This is a genomic window from Arthrobacter sp. 10L424, assembly GCF_056395325.1.
Map to the genome: position 1 here is coordinate 93666 of NZ_JBFTJH010000006.1, position 15384 is coordinate 109049.

At 67.7% G+C, this 15384-nt stretch carries 14 protein-coding genes; 5 read left to right on the forward strand and 9 right to left on the reverse strand.

Going from position 1 to position 15384, the window contains the following annotated elements; genetic code table 11:
* Window positions 1-40: 40 nt before the first annotated feature.
* A complete protein-coding gene (locus AC1DC5_RS12405) occupies window positions 41-808 on the forward strand; it encodes an MBL fold metallo-hydrolase (protein WP_441405371.1) in 768 nt (255 codons plus the stop codon).
* A gap of 39 nt (window positions 809-847) precedes the next feature.
* On the opposite strand, the gene AC1DC5_RS12410 is transcribed toward AC1DC5_RS12405, so the two are convergent.
* Genes AC1DC5_RS12410 through AC1DC5_RS12420 form a run of 3 tightly spaced genes read right to left on the reverse strand, consistent with a single transcriptional unit; the run spans window position 848 to window position 3657 of the window.
* The gene (locus AC1DC5_RS12410; protein WP_441405370.1) at window positions 848-2890 is read right to left on the reverse strand and encodes a phage holin family protein; all 2043 of its coding nucleotides are present in this window, start codon (window positions 2888-2890) and stop codon (window positions 848-850) included.
* A 56-nt stretch (window positions 2891-2946) separates the two neighbouring features.
* The gene (locus tag AC1DC5_RS12415) at window positions 2947-3480 is read right to left on the reverse strand and encodes a P-loop nucleotide/nucleoside kinase family protein (protein ID WP_441405369.1); all 534 of its coding nucleotides are present in this window, start codon (window positions 3478-3480) and stop codon (window positions 2947-2949) included.
* Between the two features lie 9 nt (window positions 3481-3489).
* On the reverse strand, window positions 3490-3657 hold the full coding sequence (locus tag AC1DC5_RS12420) for an SPOR domain-containing protein (RefSeq protein WP_441405368.1): 168 nt from the start codon (window positions 3655-3657) through the stop codon (window positions 3490-3492).
* Window positions 3658-3728: 71 nt separating this feature from the next.
* On the opposite strand from AC1DC5_RS12420, the gene map reads away from it, so the two are divergent.
* From map to AC1DC5_RS12435, 3 genes are all read left to right on the forward strand, one after another.
* Window positions 3729-4607 carry a type I methionyl aminopeptidase gene (gene map / locus AC1DC5_RS12425; RefSeq protein ID WP_441405367.1) on the forward strand — a complete coding sequence of 293 codons (879 nt, stop codon included), beginning with the start codon at window positions 3729-3731 and terminating at the stop codon, window positions 4605-4607.
* 89 nt (window positions 4608-4696) lie between these two features.
* Window positions 4697-5500: a polyphosphate--glucose phosphotransferase gene (gene ppgK, locus AC1DC5_RS12430; protein WP_441405366.1), complete on the forward strand. Its 804-nt coding sequence runs from the start codon at window positions 4697-4699 to the stop codon at window positions 5498-5500.
* Between the two features lie 4 nt (window positions 5501-5504).
* Entirely contained in the window at window positions 5505-6263 is a 759-nt protein-coding gene (locus AC1DC5_RS12435) for an SDR family oxidoreductase (RefSeq protein ID WP_441405365.1), read from the forward strand.
* A gap of 113 nt (window positions 6264-6376) precedes the next feature.
* Here the strand turns inward: AC1DC5_RS12435 and nrdR are convergent, their stop codons facing one another.
* The 3 genes from nrdR to AC1DC5_RS12450 all read right to left on the reverse strand — a co-directional run bounded on the left by nrdR (window position 6377) and on the right by AC1DC5_RS12450 (window position 9159).
* Window positions 6377-6868: a transcriptional regulator NrdR gene (gene nrdR, locus AC1DC5_RS12440; protein ID WP_441405364.1), complete on the reverse strand. Its 492-nt coding sequence runs from the start codon at window positions 6866-6868 to the stop codon at window positions 6377-6379.
* Between the two features lie 160 nt (window positions 6869-7028).
* Entirely contained in the window at window positions 7029-8396 is a 1368-nt protein-coding gene (hisD, locus tag AC1DC5_RS12445; protein WP_476865419.1) for a histidinol dehydrogenase, read from the reverse strand.
* Between the two features lie 109 nt (window positions 8397-8505).
* Complete coding sequence (locus AC1DC5_RS12450; RefSeq protein WP_476865345.1) at window positions 8506-9159, reverse strand: hypothetical protein; 654 nt, start codon at window positions 9157-9159, stop codon at window positions 8506-8508.
* Window positions 9160-9365: 206 nt separating this feature from the next.
* Here AC1DC5_RS12450 and AC1DC5_RS12455 point away from each other — a divergent pair, with 206 nt between their 5' ends.
* Window positions 9366-9824 carry a flavin reductase family protein gene (locus tag AC1DC5_RS12455; protein WP_441405393.1) on the forward strand — a complete coding sequence of 153 codons (459 nt, stop codon included), beginning with the start codon at window positions 9366-9368 and terminating at the stop codon, window positions 9822-9824.
* Window positions 9825-9932: 108 nt separating this feature from the next.
* Here AC1DC5_RS12455 and dnaE read toward each other — a convergent pair whose 3' ends face one another.
* From dnaE to lspA, 3 genes are all read right to left on the reverse strand, one after another.
* On the reverse strand, window positions 9933-13490 hold the full coding sequence (dnaE, locus tag AC1DC5_RS12460) for a DNA polymerase III subunit alpha (RefSeq protein ID WP_476865346.1): 3558 nt from the start codon (window positions 13488-13490) through the stop codon (window positions 9933-9935).
* Window positions 13491-13584: 94 nt separating this feature from the next.
* Window positions 13585-14682 (reverse strand): RluA family pseudouridine synthase, encoded by a 1098-nt coding sequence (locus AC1DC5_RS12465; RefSeq protein ID WP_476865347.1) that lies wholly within the window; start codon window positions 14680-14682, stop codon window positions 13585-13587.
* Window positions 14672-15256 carry a signal peptidase II gene (gene lspA / locus AC1DC5_RS12470; RefSeq protein WP_476865348.1) on the reverse strand — a complete coding sequence of 195 codons (585 nt, stop codon included), beginning with the start codon at window positions 15254-15256 and terminating at the stop codon, window positions 14672-14674. The genes AC1DC5_RS12465 and lspA overlap by 11 nt, the downstream gene beginning before the upstream one ends.
* Window positions 15257-15384 lie beyond the last annotated feature (128 nt).

The following is a 15384-nucleotide window of genomic DNA, read 5'->3' on the forward strand; positions in this document are numbered from 1 at the left end:
TGAACTGGGAAGGGGCCGCGCCGCGATCAGCCGTGCGTCCATGAGAGTCACGTGGCTGGGCCATTCCTCGGTGGTGCTGGACCTTGACGGGGTCCGGATCCTGACCGATCCGTTGCTACGCCCCCACGCCGGACTGCTGCGGCGCCTGGCGCCCCGGCCGGACCCGGCGTCCTGGAGCCGGTCCGACGTCGTGCTCCTCTCCCATCTGCACCACGACCACGCCGAACTGCGCTCCCTCCGTATGCTGCCCGGAGCAACCCTGATGAGCGACCCGGCGAACGTCGCCTGGTTACGACGACGACGGCTGCCGGACACTGTTCCCCTGGGGGACTCCTGGACCGCAGCAGGCAACATGACCGCCACGATCCAGGTGCGCCAGGTACCCGCCGACCACCGGCAGCGCCCCATGCCGCACCGTCCCAACGCCGCCAACGGCCAGCTGGTCCGGGGCGCATCGGGTACCGCCTGGATCGCCGGCGACACGGGGCTGTTTCCGGCGATGGCCGCGATCCCCGCGATGGCGGGCGGCACCATCGATGTTGCGCTGGTGCCGGTCTGGGGGTGGGGGCCCAGGCTCTCGGCCGGCCACCTGACCCCGGAGACGGCCGCACAGGCCGTCGCCTTAAGCGGCGCCCGGTTCGCCATACCCGTGCATTGGGGGACCCTGCACCCGCCGTTTGTCACACACTTCGCCCGGAGCTGGCTTGAGCTGCCCGGACGCCGGTTTGCCGAGGCCGTGGCGGAGCAGGCACCGGGCTGCACGGCCGTCGTCCTTGCACCTGGCCAGTCATGGGTTGCCCCCGCGTGAGCTCAAGGCCTTGAACCGGCCTCAACACGCACGCACTCCTTAGGGCGGGGCATCCCGCACCATGGCGCGCTGGCCACAGGATTCAAGCATCGCCACCAGCACGCGGTGGAGCTCATCGGCACCCTCGATCCGCTCCGGCAGCCCGGCCATAAGATCCGCCGGGCCCAGCAGCACCGCACGGTCCTGCCAGCCCCCGAGGCCTCCGTGGGATCCGACCAGCCCCTCGAACGCAGCGACGTCGTTGGTCATCGGATCGACCGTGCTGTTGACGTAAAGGTCCGGCGCCTCGGGCTGCCGGAGGGCGCGCAGCAGCACCCGCGGGGCGTGGAACCCGAAGTCTGCCAGCGGATCCGTCCCCTCCACGTCACCGCTGCCAATGTTGCGGCGCCCGCTGCTCCCGACCGCCCACGCCCGGCCTTCCTCATCGATGCCGGCGACGAACCCGATTCCGGGATGGCCGGCCAGGCCCGGCACCAGGGCCGGCCATTCCTTCGCAAGGCCCTGAAGCGTCCAGCGCCGGTCACCCCGCACGTAGACCAGGCCCAGGTTGCCGGAGCCCAGCACCACAACCGGCTCCTCCGCGCCGTCCCCGGGCGCCGACGTCTGGGTATGCTGCGCCTTGGCCAGCCCCTCCCCGGCGCGGACGGCGAGTTTCCCGGTCAAACCTCCAGTCGCGATGTCGCCCGCGATGGAGTCCGCGCGCCCCAGACCTTCGACGGACGCGTCAACATTTTGCACGGTCTCCTTCATGAGTTCCGCACACAGGTCGCCGAGCGTCTGGCCATACCGGTCGGCGAACGGCGTGCCCTGGGACTGGCCGTGGTCCGAGAGCACCACCAGCCGGTAGCGGCGCGCAGCAGAACCGGCGAGCTGGGCCAAGGACCCCAGCGTGCGGTCCAGGCCATCCAGGGAGGCGAGCGCCTCGGGCCGGAACATGCCTGCGTGGTGGGCGATCTCGTCATAGTCAACGTAGTCGACGTAGATGCACTTCGTGCCGCGATGCAGCTCCTCTGCCACCAGGGCGGTGTTCAGGTCACGCAGGATTCCGTTGGTTACGGCCCGCAGCAGGGCAAAGGTCCAGTCCCGGTGCACTCGCGGGTCGAGGTCACGCTTGACCTGCCGCCGGGCCTGCCACCGCTCCTTGAGGATCTCCCCGACGGTCCGGGTAAAGCTGCGCATGAACCCGTTCGGCGAGGTGAAAAACCAGGCGAAGGCACGCCGGGTCTGAGTGGAGCCGCGGCTAATCTCCACCCTGCTCATCGTCAGCAGGGACCTGGCCGCGTCACCGGTGAACAGGTTCGAGATGGAGACGCCGTCGTCGCACAGCAGGCCGCGGCCGTTGCTGTGCCGGCCCTCGATCACCCGGGCGTCTGCCGGGCGGTTTGCCACGAGGACCCTGTTGAGCTCACGGTCGTACCACCGGAAGGCGGGGATCCCGTCAACTGTGCCGTGCAGAATGCCCATCTGGCTGGCCGGCGTGGTGCATGGCAGCTGGGGAGTCCATTCGCGGAGCGTGTACTCGCCGGAGGAAAGCCAGCGCCGGATGTGGGGCACTCCCCCGGACTGGACCGCCCACTGAAGGACCGGGAAGGGGACACCGTCGAGCTGCACGAACAGCACGCCGTCGACCTCCGGATCAGTCAGCGCTGGTTGCCGGCGTGTCCTGCCGGCCAACGAGGTAATAAGGCCGTCATCCGTTCCGGCCGTGGTGGTCCACGAGAGGAGCGTGCCCACGGCGGCACTGACCCAGGTGGCGACAAAGGCGGTCCACGGCGTCGATTCAATGCCGGGCACCAGGCGGATGGCGGCGTACATGATCAGGGCCTGCCCCAGCAGGGCGGCAAGCAGCACGGCCAGCCAGCCCACCCTGGCCGAGATTTCCACGAGGAGGGGCCGGAAGACCAGTCCGACAATTCCGGCCGCCGCCGCCACGGCGGCGTAATCCCACCAGCTCGTTGCAGAGAATCCCGGCACCAGCGCGCCGGTGACGATGAGTGCCACGGTCGAGGCAGCCCAGGCGGCTGCCAGCCTGGCCAGGTCGGTGATTCGGACGCCGCGGCTGCGGGTGACGCTCGTCGGCATTTCCCCAGTATGGCCGGGCATAACCGGCCGGCCCTCATCCGCACCGGGTGAGAAAATCAGTCCCCGGGGACCAGCAGGGATTCCAGCTGCCTGCGCAGCGGCGGGACGTCGACAGGGCCCTCGGTGTTGACCTCCAGGACCGGTCCCAGCCCCAGTGGACCCGCCTGCCGGACCCACCGGGACCACAGCTCATCGTCGTCGTGTGCGGCGTGGTGCACGGGATGCCGTTCGCGGTTCCGGCAGCGCTGCCTCGCCGTGGCCGGATCCAGCACACACCAGACTTCTGCCGCCGCCGTCCCGCCGGCGTTCCGGAGATCGGCGCGCAGATACTCCAGGTCCCGGGGCGCGAACCAGAAGGATTCGACGACGGCCGGCCCCGATGCGGCGGCGATCCCCGCCCACATGAGCTCCAGCGCACGGCGCCCCAGCGCCGTCGATTCCGCCGCGCCGGGCGGCCGGGCGCTGTCCCACAAGCCCTCTTTGCAGGCGTCCTTGGAGAACAGCGGCAGCTCCAGGACGGCCGACAGTTCACGGGCGAGCGTCGTCTTGCCGGACCCCGGCAACCCGTTGACCAGGATCAGTCCGTTCATCCGCCGGTGCTAATTGTCCTCGTCGCCCTTTTCCCAGGTTTCATTGCGGGCCTTGACCTTCTCCAGGGCGTGTTCGGCTTCTTCGCGCGTCTTGTAGGGGCCAATCAGCTGGCTCCAGTCGGACATGGCGTCCTCTTCGACCTCGTGGGTGTTGACGTTGTACCAGTACTCCGGCATGAAAGCTCCTTACGCTGATGATTCTTGGCGTTTGTTTATCTGCCCCCGGCATCGCCTTATATGATCAATCTATGCCTTCTCTAGCCTCGACTGCACCCATCGGCACCCTGGTCCCGGGAACAGTCAGCCCGCAACTCCCCGTTCCGGCGTCGATCCCGCGCCCCGAATACGTGGGCAAGCCCGGACCGGCCAAGTTCACCGGCTCCGAGGTCAAGACGGCTGAGACCATCGAGAAAATCCGCACCGCTTCGAGGATTGCCGCCCAGGCGATCGTTGAGGTCGGCAAGCACATCGAGCCCGGCGTCACCACTGACCAGCTGGACCGGGTGGGCCACGAGTTCCTGCTCGACCACAACGCTTACCCCTCCACCCTCGGCTACCGGGGATTCCCCAAATCCCTGTGCTCGTCCTTAAATGAAGTCATCTGCCACGGCATCCCGGACACCACGGTGGTCCGGGACGGGGACATCCTCAACATCGACATCACGGCCTTCGTCGGCGGCGTGCACGGGGACACCAATTACACCTTCCTGGTCGGCGACGTCGACGAGGAATCCCGGCTGCTCGTCGAGCGCACGCAGGAGTCCCTGAACCGCGCCATCCGCGCCGTGGCACCGGGCCGCGAAATCAACGTGATCGGCCGCACCATCGAGTCCTACGCCAAGCGCTTCGGCTACGGCGTCGTCCGCGACTTCACGGGCCACGGCGTCGGCGAAGCGTTTCACACCGGCCTGATCATCCCCCACTACGATGCAGCGCCCGCGTACAACACGGTCATTGAGACCGGCATGGTCTTCACGATCGAGCCCATGCTGACGCTCGGCACCGTGGACTGGGATATGTGGTCCGACGACTGGACCGTCGTCACCCGTGACCGTAAACGCACCGCGCAGTTCGAGCACACCCTGCTTGTCACGGAGTCCGGCGCCGAAGTCCTGACCCTGCCCTGATTCCCGCCCCACCAGAAGATTCCGGTCTTCACCCGCCGGCCCTGGGCCGCACCCCGCCAGCCCCGCCCCCTGCCACGAACGGAACTCCATTGGCCAAGAAGGACGAGAAGTCGAAGAAGAACGCCCCGCTGATCGGCATTGACATCGGCGGTACCGGGATCAAGGGCGGGATCGTGGACCTGAAGAAGGGCAAGCTGATCGGCGACCGCCTGCGCATTCCCACCCCGCAGCCCTCCACGCCCGAATCCGTGGCCGAGGTCGTGGCCCAGGTTGTGGCCGCGCTGTCCGCCCGGCCCGACGCGCCGGCCCCCGACTCGCCCGTGGGCGTCACCTTCCCCGGCATCATCCAGCACGGCGTGGTCCACTCCGCCGCCAATGTGGACAAGTCGTGGCTGGAAATGGACATTGACGCCATGTTGACCGCGCGGCTGGGCCGCCCCGTGGAGGTCATCAACGACGCCGACGCCGCCGGCCTCGCGGAGGCGCGGTTCGGCGCCGGCGAGTTCGTGAAGGGGACCGTCCTGGTCATCACGCTCGGCACCGGGATCGGTTCCGCCTTTATCTTCGACGGCAAGCTTGTCCCGAACGCCGAGCTGGGGCACCTGGAGATCGACGGGTTCGACGCCGAGTCCAAGGCCTCGGCGGTGGCCCGCGAAAGGGATGGCCTGAGCTGGGAAGAGTACAGCGTGCTGCTGCAGCGCTACCTGTCCCATGTGGAGTTCCTTTTCTCCCCCGAACTGTTCATCATCGGGGGCGGCATCTCCAAGCGCGCCGACGAATACCTGCCGCGGCTGCAGCTGCGCACGCCGATTGTTCCGGCGGAGCTCAAGAACGACGCCGGCATCGTCGGCGCGGCCCTTGAGATCGCACTGAAGCACAAACTGGCCAAGTAGCACCATGACGGAACCGGCGCCCGGGGTTGTCATCGTCACGGGCGCCAGCCGGGGCATCGGCGCGGCGGTGGCGCTTCGTGCCGCCCGGGCCGGGTATGCCGTCGTCGTGAATTATTCCGCCGACGCTGCCGGGGCGGACTCAGTTGTGGAAGGCATCATTGCCGACGGAGGCGAGGCGGTGGCCGTCCAGGCGGACGTCAGCGACCCGGCCGCCGTCGTACGGCTGTTCGACGCCGCGGCTGCCCTCGGGACCCTGGCCGCCGTCGTGAACAACGCCGGGATCACCGGCAACCTGATCGGCCCCCTCACGGACGTCCCGGCCGCGACCGTCCGGCGCGTGCTCGATGTCAACGTCGCCGGCGTCGTCTATGTCTGCCAGGAGGCCGTGAGGCGGCTCAGCACGGAGCGGGGCGGCCGCGGCGGCTCAATCATCAACATCTCCTCGACCGCCACCAAGGCAGGCTCGCCGGGAACCTGGGTGCACTATGCGGCGTCCAAGGGGGCGGTCGATGTGCTGACGGCGGGGCTCGCGGCCGAGGTCGCCGCGCAGGGCATCCGGGTGAACTGTGTTGCGCCGGGCAGCACCAACACTGGATTGCATGCGGCCGCGGGGATGCCGGACCGGGTGGAGCGGCTCAATCCCACGATCCCCATGGGCCGGGGCGCCGAACCGGATGAAGTAGCCGCCGCCGTGCTCTGGCTGCTCTCCGGCGAGGCCGGCTACATCACCGGGGCCGTGCTGCCGGTCTCCGGCGGCCGCTGACGGTTGTTTGCCCCGGCGGCTTTATCCTGCCGTCGCGGGGCTAAACGGGAAGTTGGTGCCGGTGGTGGCTGCGGCTTCCCCTCCGCTGCCACCACCGGAGTGTGTGGGCAGATCTAGAGCGGGCTCTTCTGCTGGCTGGTGCCTTCGCGCCCCTTGGTCGCGGCCTCATGGCGGAGCAGGGAGATAGCGGCTTCGAAGTCCTCGAGGGATTCGAAGGCCTGGTAGACGCTCGCGAAGCGAAGGTAGGCGACCTCATCCAGCTTCTGGAGCGGGTTGAGGATGGCGAGGCCAACCTCATGCGCATCGATCTCCGCCGCGCCGGAGGCCCGGATGGCTTCTTCGACCTCCTGCGCCAGCATTGCCAGGTCGTCTTCGGTGACGGGACGGCCCTGGCAGGCTTTGCGGACGCCGTTGATGACCTTGCTCCGGCTGAAGGGCTCGCCGACGCCGGACCGCTTGATCACCGTAAGGCTGGTGGTTTCAACAGTGGTGAAGCGGCGTCCGCACTCGGGGCACTGCCGGCGGCGGCGGATGGCTGAGCCGTCGTCGGCGATCCGGCTGTCCACCACGCGGGAATCAGGGTTCCGGCAAAACGGGCAATACACGTTATTTCCTCCCCTGTCGCATGGCTGGACACCGTCTAAGAAGCCGGTTCAATTTAAGAGCCGGGTCACCTTAAAAGCCAGGCACCCTGGCGGTGCCTACGGGACCAGTCTACGACTAGATGTAGCTGAATAACAAGCCTGTAATTACTACATGTTGTGGTCAGGGGCCAGCTGTGAAGCGGGCCGTGACAGCTTCACCGTGGGCCGGCAGGTCCTCCGCCCCGGACAGGCTGACGATGTGCCCGCTGACCTCCTCGAGGGCGGCGCGGGTGTAGTTGACCACCTGGATGGAGCGCAGGAAAGTGGTCACGTTCAGCCCCGAGGAGAACGCCGCCGTGCCGCTGGTCGGCAGCACGTGGTTGGAGCCGGCGCAGTAGTCGCCCAGGCTGACCGGGCTGTAGTCCCCCACGAAGATCGCACCGGCGCTGCGGATCCGGCCCGCGACGGCGGCCGCGTCCGCCGTCATGATTTCCAGGTGTTCGGCAGCGTACGCGTTGCACGCCGCGATGCCCTGTTCGAGGTCGTCCACCATCACCACGCCGGACTGCGGCCCGGAGAGGGCCTCGCGGACCCGCCGGCCGTGCTTGGTCGCTGACGCCTGGCGGTCCAGCTCCACCCGGACGGCGGCCGCGAGGGCCTCGGAGTCCGTAATCAGCACGGACGCCGCCTTGGGGTCGTGCTCGGCCTGGCTGATCAGGTCGGCGGCGACCAGTCCCGGCTGTGCGGTGGCGTCGGCGAGGATCGCGATCTCGGTGGTGCCGGCCTCGGAGTCGATGCCCACGACGCCCTTGACGAGGCGCTTTGCCGTGGCGACGAAGACGTTGCCCGGGCCGGTGACGACGTCCACCGGGTCCAGTCCGGCGTTGTCCCCCACGGCGGGGATACCGTAGGCGAAGGCCGCGATGGCCTGGGCGCCGCCAATGGCGTAGACCTCGTCGATCCCGAGCAGGCACGCTGCGGCAAGAATCGTGGGGTGCGGGAGCCCGCCGAAGTCCTTCTGCGGAGGTGAGGCCAGGGCGATTGATTCGACGCCGGCGGCGAGGGCCGGGACGACGTTCATGATCACGGAGGACGGGTAGACGGCCAGGCCGCCGGGAACGTAGAGGCCCACCCGCGCCACGGGGACCCAGTTCTGGCTGACCACCGCGCCTTCGCCGAGTTCGACGTCGGTGTCGGCCGGACGCTGGGCGTCGGCGAACTGCCGCGCACGCCTGATGGACTCTTCCAGTGCCGCCCGCACTGCGGGATCCAGCCCTGCGAGGGCCGCCGTCAGCGCTTCGGCGGGGACCCTCGGGTGTACCTGCTCGACGCCGTCGAAGGTCCGGGCCAGCTCGCTGAGCGCTTCGAAACCGCGGGTGCGGACGGCGCCGATGATGTCCAGGACCTTCTGCTCGGCATCTGCCATGGTGCCGGCCTGCGCCCGGGGCACAGCGGCGCGGAGACCGGCCAGGGTAAGCCGCTGGCCGCGCAGATCGACGGTCCGGAAGTCGAGGTCGGTGGAAACCGGGTACCCGGTAACGGAGGGCACGGCAATGGCGGGCACGGTATTCGAGGGCACAGGTTTGGCGGGCACAGTGCTGTCAGCTGAAGGGGTCACCCGTTCATTTTACGTGCCGCCCCGGAGAGTCCCGCCCCTGTTACTCGGAGGCTTGCGTGGAAGACTGTTCCGCGGCTGCGTCTTTGGCCCCGGGCTTCGGCGTTGCGAATACGGTGTTCAGGAACAGGGTGAGTGCGGCGGCGGCCGGCCAGATCGCCAGCACGGCGAGGGACCGCAGGGAAAAGGCGATGCTGGCATTGGCCGAGGTGTCCTCCGGCGCTGCCCACCACAGACCGCACAGCACGCCGGTACCCCAGGCTGCGAGGGCGCCCGCGGCCCCGGCACCCACCGCCAGAAGGACGTCCCGCCCGGACGGTTCGGCGTTCTGGCTGCCGGATGCCACTGCGCCTGAAATGCAGCCGGCGAGCAGGAACAGTCCCGCCAGTACCAGGTCCCGCGGCAGCCACCCCTCCGTGTTGCTCCCGCCCCGCAGTTCCGGATTGCCGGAGAGCAGATTCAGGCCCGAGGGGGCCAGGAGCCACCACAGCAGCCCCACCGGGATGCCGGCAGCTGCGATCACCGCGGCCTTCCGCCACGTAACGGCACGGCGGGTCGCGGCAAGTGCCGGCTGGTCCGGGGCGGCCTCCGGCCCGGGACCCCGGGCCGGATCATGGGCGGCGGTCCGGCCCTCGGCCTGGTCGGCGTCGAGCGGGGCGTCCTGCGGGAACTGGCCGTGCACTGCGGGCTGTGTCATGGAACAAACCTTAACAAGCTTTGCGTCCGCCGGCACATGACACCGCGCGTCCCCGTATGAGTCCAGATGACGCCGTCGGATACACAAGTACCGCGGCCCGCCGCCAGCGGAATACGCTGGCAGGGTAGGAACACCACACACGTGCAGCAGGGAGATGGATAGCAGTGGCCACAGAGGACCAAGCCTTCGAGGGAACTTTCCGGGAGATGTTCCGGCGGCACGCGGCGGGGGTGGCCATCATCACCGCCAACTTCAACGGGGTACCCTATGGCTTCACAGCGACCTCCGTGGCCTCGCTCTCGGCGAAGCCGCCCCGGTTCACCTTCAACATGGCCCGGACCTCCAGCTCCTGGCCGGCCGTGGCCAACACCACGTACATCGGCGTCCACATGCTGGGGCTGGACAACCAGGAGCTGGCCGACCGCTTTGCGCGGACCAGCAACCGCTTCGAGGGCGATCACTGGGCGCTCGGGCCCCATGACGTGCCGGTCCTCAATGGCGTGGCCGGCTGGCTGATCGGCAAGGTCCAGATGCGGCTCTCCTTCGAGAACAACGCCGTGGTGGTGGTCGAGGTCGTCGAAGGTGAAGTGGGCACCGACGGCGCTCCCCTGCTCTACCACTCCGGCGCGTACGGCCAGCCGGCACCGCTCGACTACGAGATCTGAGCGGCAACGCCGAGGTAACAGTCAATGCCCATGTCCCTGAGGGGCATGGGCATTAACTGTCACCTCGACGAACTGTCACCCCGGCGGGCGGGCTGCCGCCGGCCGCTCCTAGTTGTCCAGGCAGGTGGGGCCGAGGAGCACCTTCAGGTCCCCGAACAGTGACGGGCTCGGGTTGACCCGCAGGTGCACGGGCAGGCCCATGACCTCCACTCGGGAGTCGCCCTGCAGGTGCAGCCGGACCTCGGACTTGCCGCGGTGGGTCCGCAGCACGTCCCCGAGTTCGGTCACGACGGCCTCGGTCGCCTTGTGCGTCGCCATGGTGATCACCAGCGGCCCGTTGAGCCCCTCGCTGAGGTCCGGGACGGAGAGTTCCATGCAGTTGAGGGCTACGGCGCCGTCATCGCGGCGCTGCAGCCGGCCCTTGACCACCACGATCAGGTCCTCGGCCAGTACGGACGCGATGGGGCCGTAGACCTGGCCGAAGAACATAACCTCGACGGAGCCGCCCAGGTCCTCGATCTCCGCGCGGGCGTAGGCGTTGCCGCTGGCCTTCGCGATCCGCCGGCTGAGGGAGGTGATCATGCCGGCGATGGTGACGATGGCGCCGTCGTGCGGGCCGTCCTCGGCAATGAGCGAGGTGATGGACTGGTCGGCGTGCTGGCTCAGCAGCCCCTCCAGCCCCTGCAGGGGGTGGTCCGAGACGTAGAGGCCCAGCATGTCCCGTTCGAAGGACAGCTTGTCCTTCTTCTCCCATTCGGGAAGGTCGGGGATCTCGATGCTCAGGGACGCCTCGGATTCGGCCTCATCGAAGCCGGCAAAGAGGTCGAACTGGCCGATCGCCTCGTTGCGCTTGAGCGTAATGACGGAGTCGATAGCTTCTTCGTGGATCATCGCCAGGGCGCGGCGGTGGTGGTTCAGGGAGTCGAAGGCGCCGGCCTTGATTAGGGACTCGATGGTGCGCTTGTTGCACACCACGGCCGGGACCTTCATCAGGTAGTCCTTGAAGGACGTGTAGGCGCCTTCCTTCTCCCGCGCAACCACCATGGCTTCGACGGCGTTGACGCCGACGTTACGGATGGCGCCCATGCCGAAGCGGATGTCGTTGCCGACCGGGGTGAAGTTCAGCGCGGACTCGTTGACGTCCGGCGGCAGCACCGTGATGCCCATGCGCCGGCACTCGTTGAGGTAGATGGCCGACTTGTCCTTGTCATCGCCGACGGAAGTCAACAGGGCGGCCATGTACTCCGGCGCGTAGTGGGCCTTGAGGTAGGCGGTCCAGTAGGAGATCACGCCGTAGGCGGCCGAGTGCGCCTTGTTGAACGCGTAGTCGGAGAAGGGCAGCAGGATGTCCCAAAGCGTCTTGACCGCTGCCATCGAGTAGCCGTTGTCCTGCATGCCCTGGGAGAAGCCGGCAAACTGCTTGTCCAGCTCGGATTTCTTCTTCTTGCCCATGGCGCGGCGCAGGATGTCGGCCTGGCCCAGGGTGTAGCCGGCGAGCTTCTGCGCCACGGCCATGACCTGCTCCTGGTACACGATCAGGCCGTACGTCCCGCCCAGGATCTCGGCGAGCGGTTCCTCGAGCTCCGGGTGGATCGGGATGACTTCCTGGATCTTGTTCTTGCGCAGGGCGTAGTCGGTGTGGGCGTTGGCGCCCATCGGCCCCGGACGGTAGAGCGCCAGTACGGCGGAAATGTCTTCGAAGTTGTCAGGCTTCATCAGCTTGAGCAGCGACCGCATGGGGCCGCCGTCGAGCTGGAAAACGCCCAGGGTGTCGCCGCGGGCCAGCAGCTCGTAGGACGCCGCGTCGTCGAGCTCCAGGGACTCCAGGTCCAGGTCCACGCCGCGGTTCATCTTGATGTTCTCGAGGGCGTCGGAAATGATCGTGAGGTTCCGCAGGCCGAGGAAGTCCATCTTGATCAGGCCGAGGCCCTCGGACGTCGGATAGTCGAACTGGGTGATGACCTGGCCGTCCTGGAAGCGGCGCATGATCGGAATGACATCGATGATGGGGTCCGAGGACATGATCACGCCGGCCGCATGGACACCCCACTGCCGTTTCAGGCCCTCGATGCCAAGGGCCGTTTCGAACACCTTGGCGGCTTCCGGGTCGGTGGCGATCAGCTGCCTGAAGTCACCGGCCTCGCTGTAGCGCTTGGAGTCCTTGTTCTGGATGTCCGCAAGCGGGATGTCCTTGGCCATCACGGCCGGCGGCAGCGCCTTGGTCAGCGTCTCGCCCATGCTGAACGGGTAGCCGAGCACGCGCGAGGAGTCTTTGAGGGCCTGTTTGGTCTTGATGGTGCCGTAGGTGACGATCATCGCGACGCGTTCGTCGCCGTATTTGCGCGTGACGTAGTCGATCACTTCGGAGCGGCGCCGGTCATCGAAGTCGACGTCGAAGTCGGGCATGGAGACGCGGTCCGGGTTGAGGAAGCGCTCGAAGATCAGGCCGTGGTGCAGCGGATCGAGGTCGGTGATGCGCATGGCATACGCCACCATGGACCCGGCGCCGGAGCCACGTCCCGGCCCCACCCGTATGCCGTTGTTCTTGGCCCAGTTGATGAAGTCCGCCACCACGAGGAAGTAGCCCGGGAACCCCATGGAATTGATGACGCCGAGTTCGTAGTCGGCCTGGGTGCGGACCTTGTCCGGGATGCCCTTGGGGTAGCGGTACTGGAGTCCCTTGTCGACTTCCTTGACCAGCCAGGACGTTTCGTCTTCACCCTCAGGGCAGGGGAACCGGGGCATGTAGTTGGCGCCGGTGTTGAAGGAAACTTCGCAGCGCTCGGCGATCAGGAGCGTGTTGTCGCACGCCTCGGGGTGGTCGCGGAAGAGTTCGCGCATCTCCTGCGGGGACTTCAGGTAGTAGCCGCTGCCCGAGAAGGCGAACCGGGATCCGCCGTTGTCGTAGGTCGGCTCCAGGAGGGTGGAACCGGACTGGATGGCCAGCAGGGCCTCGTGTGCCTTGGCGTCGTGCTCGTGCGTGTAGTGCAGGTCGTTGGTGGCCACCAGCGACAGGTTCAGTTCCTTGGCCAGGCGCAGCAGGTCGCCGGTGACGCGCCGCTCGATGTCCAGCCCGTGGTCCATGAGTTCGCAGAAGTAGTTCTCGGCGCCGAAGATGTCGCGGAACTCGGCGGCGGCCTCGACGGCTTCCCGGTACTGGCCAAGCCGGAGCCTCGTCTGGACCTCGCCGGACGGGCAGCCGGTGGTGGCGATCAGGCCTTCGGAGTAGGTGTTCAGCAGTTCCCGGTCGAGCCGGGGCCACTTGCCGAAGACCGAGTCCAGTGAGGCGATCGAGGACGCCCGGAACAGGTTCCGCATGCCCACGTTGTTGTAGCTGAGCAGCGTCATGTGGGTGTAGGAGCCACCGCCGGAGATGTCGTCCTTGCGCTGGTTTTCCTCGCCCCAGCGGACGCGGGTCTTGTCCCCGCGCGCCGTGCCCGGCGTGACGTAGGCCTCGACGCCGATGATGGGCTTGATGCCCTGGTCCGTGGCCCGCTTCCAGAAATCGAAGGCGCCAAAGAGGTAGCCGTGGTCGGTGGTGGCCAGGGCGGGCATGCCCAGCCGTTCGGTTTCGTCGAACAGCTCCCCGAGCCGGGCGGCACCGTCCAGCATCGAGTATTCGGTGTGGTTGTGGAGATGAACGAACGAGTTGTTGCTGGAAGTCACCGAATCATTCTAGTGCCGTGCACGAACGTTTCAGCGCGGCACTCCGGCCAGGCGCGACTCCGCCCGGATCAGGGCAGCCGGACCGGGCGGCCGCTCAGGCCTGTCCGGACTCCAGGACTTCGAGCGCGAACCGCAGGTCCTGCGGGTATTCGCTGGTGACGGTGACCTGCTCCCCCGTCCGGGGGTGGGCGAAGGACAGCTGCCGGGCGTGCAGCCACTGCCGGGTGAGTCCCAGCGTGGCGGCGAGCCGCGGGTCCGCACCATAGGTCAGGTCACCGGCGCAGGGGTGGCGCAGGGCAGAGAAGTGGACGCGGATCTGGTGCGTGCGGCCGGTTTCGAGGTGGACTTCCACGAGCGATGCCTTCCCGAACGCCTCCAGGACCTCGTAGTGCGTGATGGAATCCCGGCCGTCCTCGATCACGGCGAAGCGCCAGTCGTGGCCCGGGTGGCGGCCGATCGGCGCATCAATGGTGCCGGCCAGCGGGTCCGGAAGGCCCTGGACGACCGCGTGATAGACCTTGTCCACGGTGCGTTCCTTGAAGGCGCGCTTGAGCGCCGTGTACGCCTCTTCGGTCTTGGCGACCACCATCACCCCGGAGGTCCCGACGTCGAGCCGGTGGACGATGCCCGCGCGCTCCGGCGACCCGGAGGTGGAGATCCGGTAGCCGAGGCCGGCGAGGCCACCGACCACGGTGGGCCCCACCCAGCCGGGTGAGGGGTGCGCGGCCACACCGACCGGTTTGTCGATGACAACGAACTCGTCATCGTCCAGCAGGATATTCAGGCCTTCCACTACTTCCTCCACAACTTCCAGGGGGTCCCGGCGTGCCGGGACGACGACGTCGAGCACGGCGCCGGGGGCAAGCTTGAGCGACTTTCCGACCGCCTTGTCCTTGCTGCTGACGTTGCCCTCGGCAATCAGCGCGGCGGCCTGGGAACGGGAAATGTCCATGAGCTTCGCCAGTCCGGCATCCACCCTGCTCCCCGCCAGTTCATCCGGCACCACGAAACGGAAGGACGACGCCGGCGTCGCGCCCGTTCCGCCCCCGGCGTCACCGTCGATGTCTTCCTCCAGGAGGTCGTCCGGCAGGAGATCTTCCGGCAGGACGCCTTCCTGCGGACCTGCCGGTGTCAGGTCTTCAGGAGTGAGGTCCTCGGGGGCCGTGTGGCCGGGCGCCATGTCAGGAGTCATGCTTCACTGTGTCTTTCGTAAGGTGTGAGCCGTCCAGCGAGATCCCGCGCAGCGTGAGCAGGCAGATGATCACCACGGAGGACACCACGGCCGAGTCGGCGATGTTGAAGATCGCAAAGTTCGGCAGCTGGATGAAGTCCACCACATGGCCCATCGCGAAGGACGGTTCGCGGAACAGCCGGTCCGTGAGGTTGCCAAGGGCGCCGCCGAGCAGCAGCCCGAGCGCCAGGGCCCACCAGACTGACCCGAGTTTCCGCAGTTGCAGCAGGATGGCAATGGCGACGGCGGTCATGATGATGGTGAACACCCAGGTGACGTTCTCGCCGATCGAGAAGGCCGCGCCGGAGTTCCGGATGTAGTACCAGTGGAGCAGCGGAGGCAGCACCGGGATCCGCTCCCCCTCAGTCATGTTGGCGGTCACCCACAGTTTGGTCAGCTGGTCGAAGACGTAGGCGAACACCGCCAGGCCAAAGAATACGGAAAGCAGCAGGGCCCGCCGCGGCCGCGGCTTGGGGGTACCCGCCGGGGCGGACTCAGCGGGCTGCACGGCGTCGGGTGAGGGTGCGTCAGTCATAAGGCTTTCGTTCACGGGCCAGTGCGGGCACTGGGAGCTGGGTACTGGGGCACTGCCGCCGGCGGAACCTGCGGTTAATGCCGAAAGCCGGCGGCCGAGGAATCCTCAGCCACCGGCTTTCAGAATAC

What these genes read in the sequence shown, in the direction of transcription:
- AC1DC5_RS12435 (WP_441405365.1), top strand. Translation starts at nt 5,505, where the DNA reads ATGACGGAACCGGCGCCCGGGGTTGTCATCGTCACGGGCGCCAGCCGG.
- AC1DC5_RS12455 (WP_441405393.1), top strand. Translation starts at nt 9,366, where the DNA reads ATGTTCCGGCGGCACGCGGCGGGGGTGGCCATCATCACCGCCAACTTC.
- lspA (WP_476865348.1), bottom strand. Translation starts at nt 15,256, where the DNA reads ATGACTGACGCACCCTCACCCGACGCCGTGCAGCCCGCTGAGTCCGCC.
- map (WP_441405367.1), top strand. Translation starts at nt 3,729, where the DNA reads ATGCCTTCTCTAGCCTCGACTGCACCCATCGGCACCCTGGTCCCGGGA.
- AC1DC5_RS12450 (WP_476865345.1), bottom strand. Translation starts at nt 9,159, where the DNA reads ATGACACAGCCCGCAGTGCACGGCCAGTTCCCGCAGGACGCCCCGCTC.
- AC1DC5_RS12410 (WP_441405370.1), bottom strand. Translation starts at nt 2,890, where the DNA reads ATGCCGACGAGCGTCACCCGCAGCCGCGGCGTCCGAATCACCGACCTG.
- AC1DC5_RS12405 (WP_441405371.1), top strand. Translation starts at nt 41, where the DNA reads ATGAGAGTCACGTGGCTGGGCCATTCCTCGGTGGTGCTGGACCTTGAC.
- AC1DC5_RS12465 (WP_476865347.1), bottom strand. Translation starts at nt 14,682, where the DNA reads ATGACTCCTGACATGGCGCCCGGCCACACGGCCCCCGAGGACCTCACT.
- AC1DC5_RS12415 (WP_441405369.1), bottom strand. Translation starts at nt 3,480, where the DNA reads ATGAACGGACTGATCCTGGTCAACGGGTTGCCGGGGTCCGGCAAGACG.
- AC1DC5_RS12420 (WP_441405368.1), bottom strand. Translation starts at nt 3,657, where the DNA reads ATGCCGGAGTACTGGTACAACGTCAACACCCACGAGGTCGAAGAGGAC.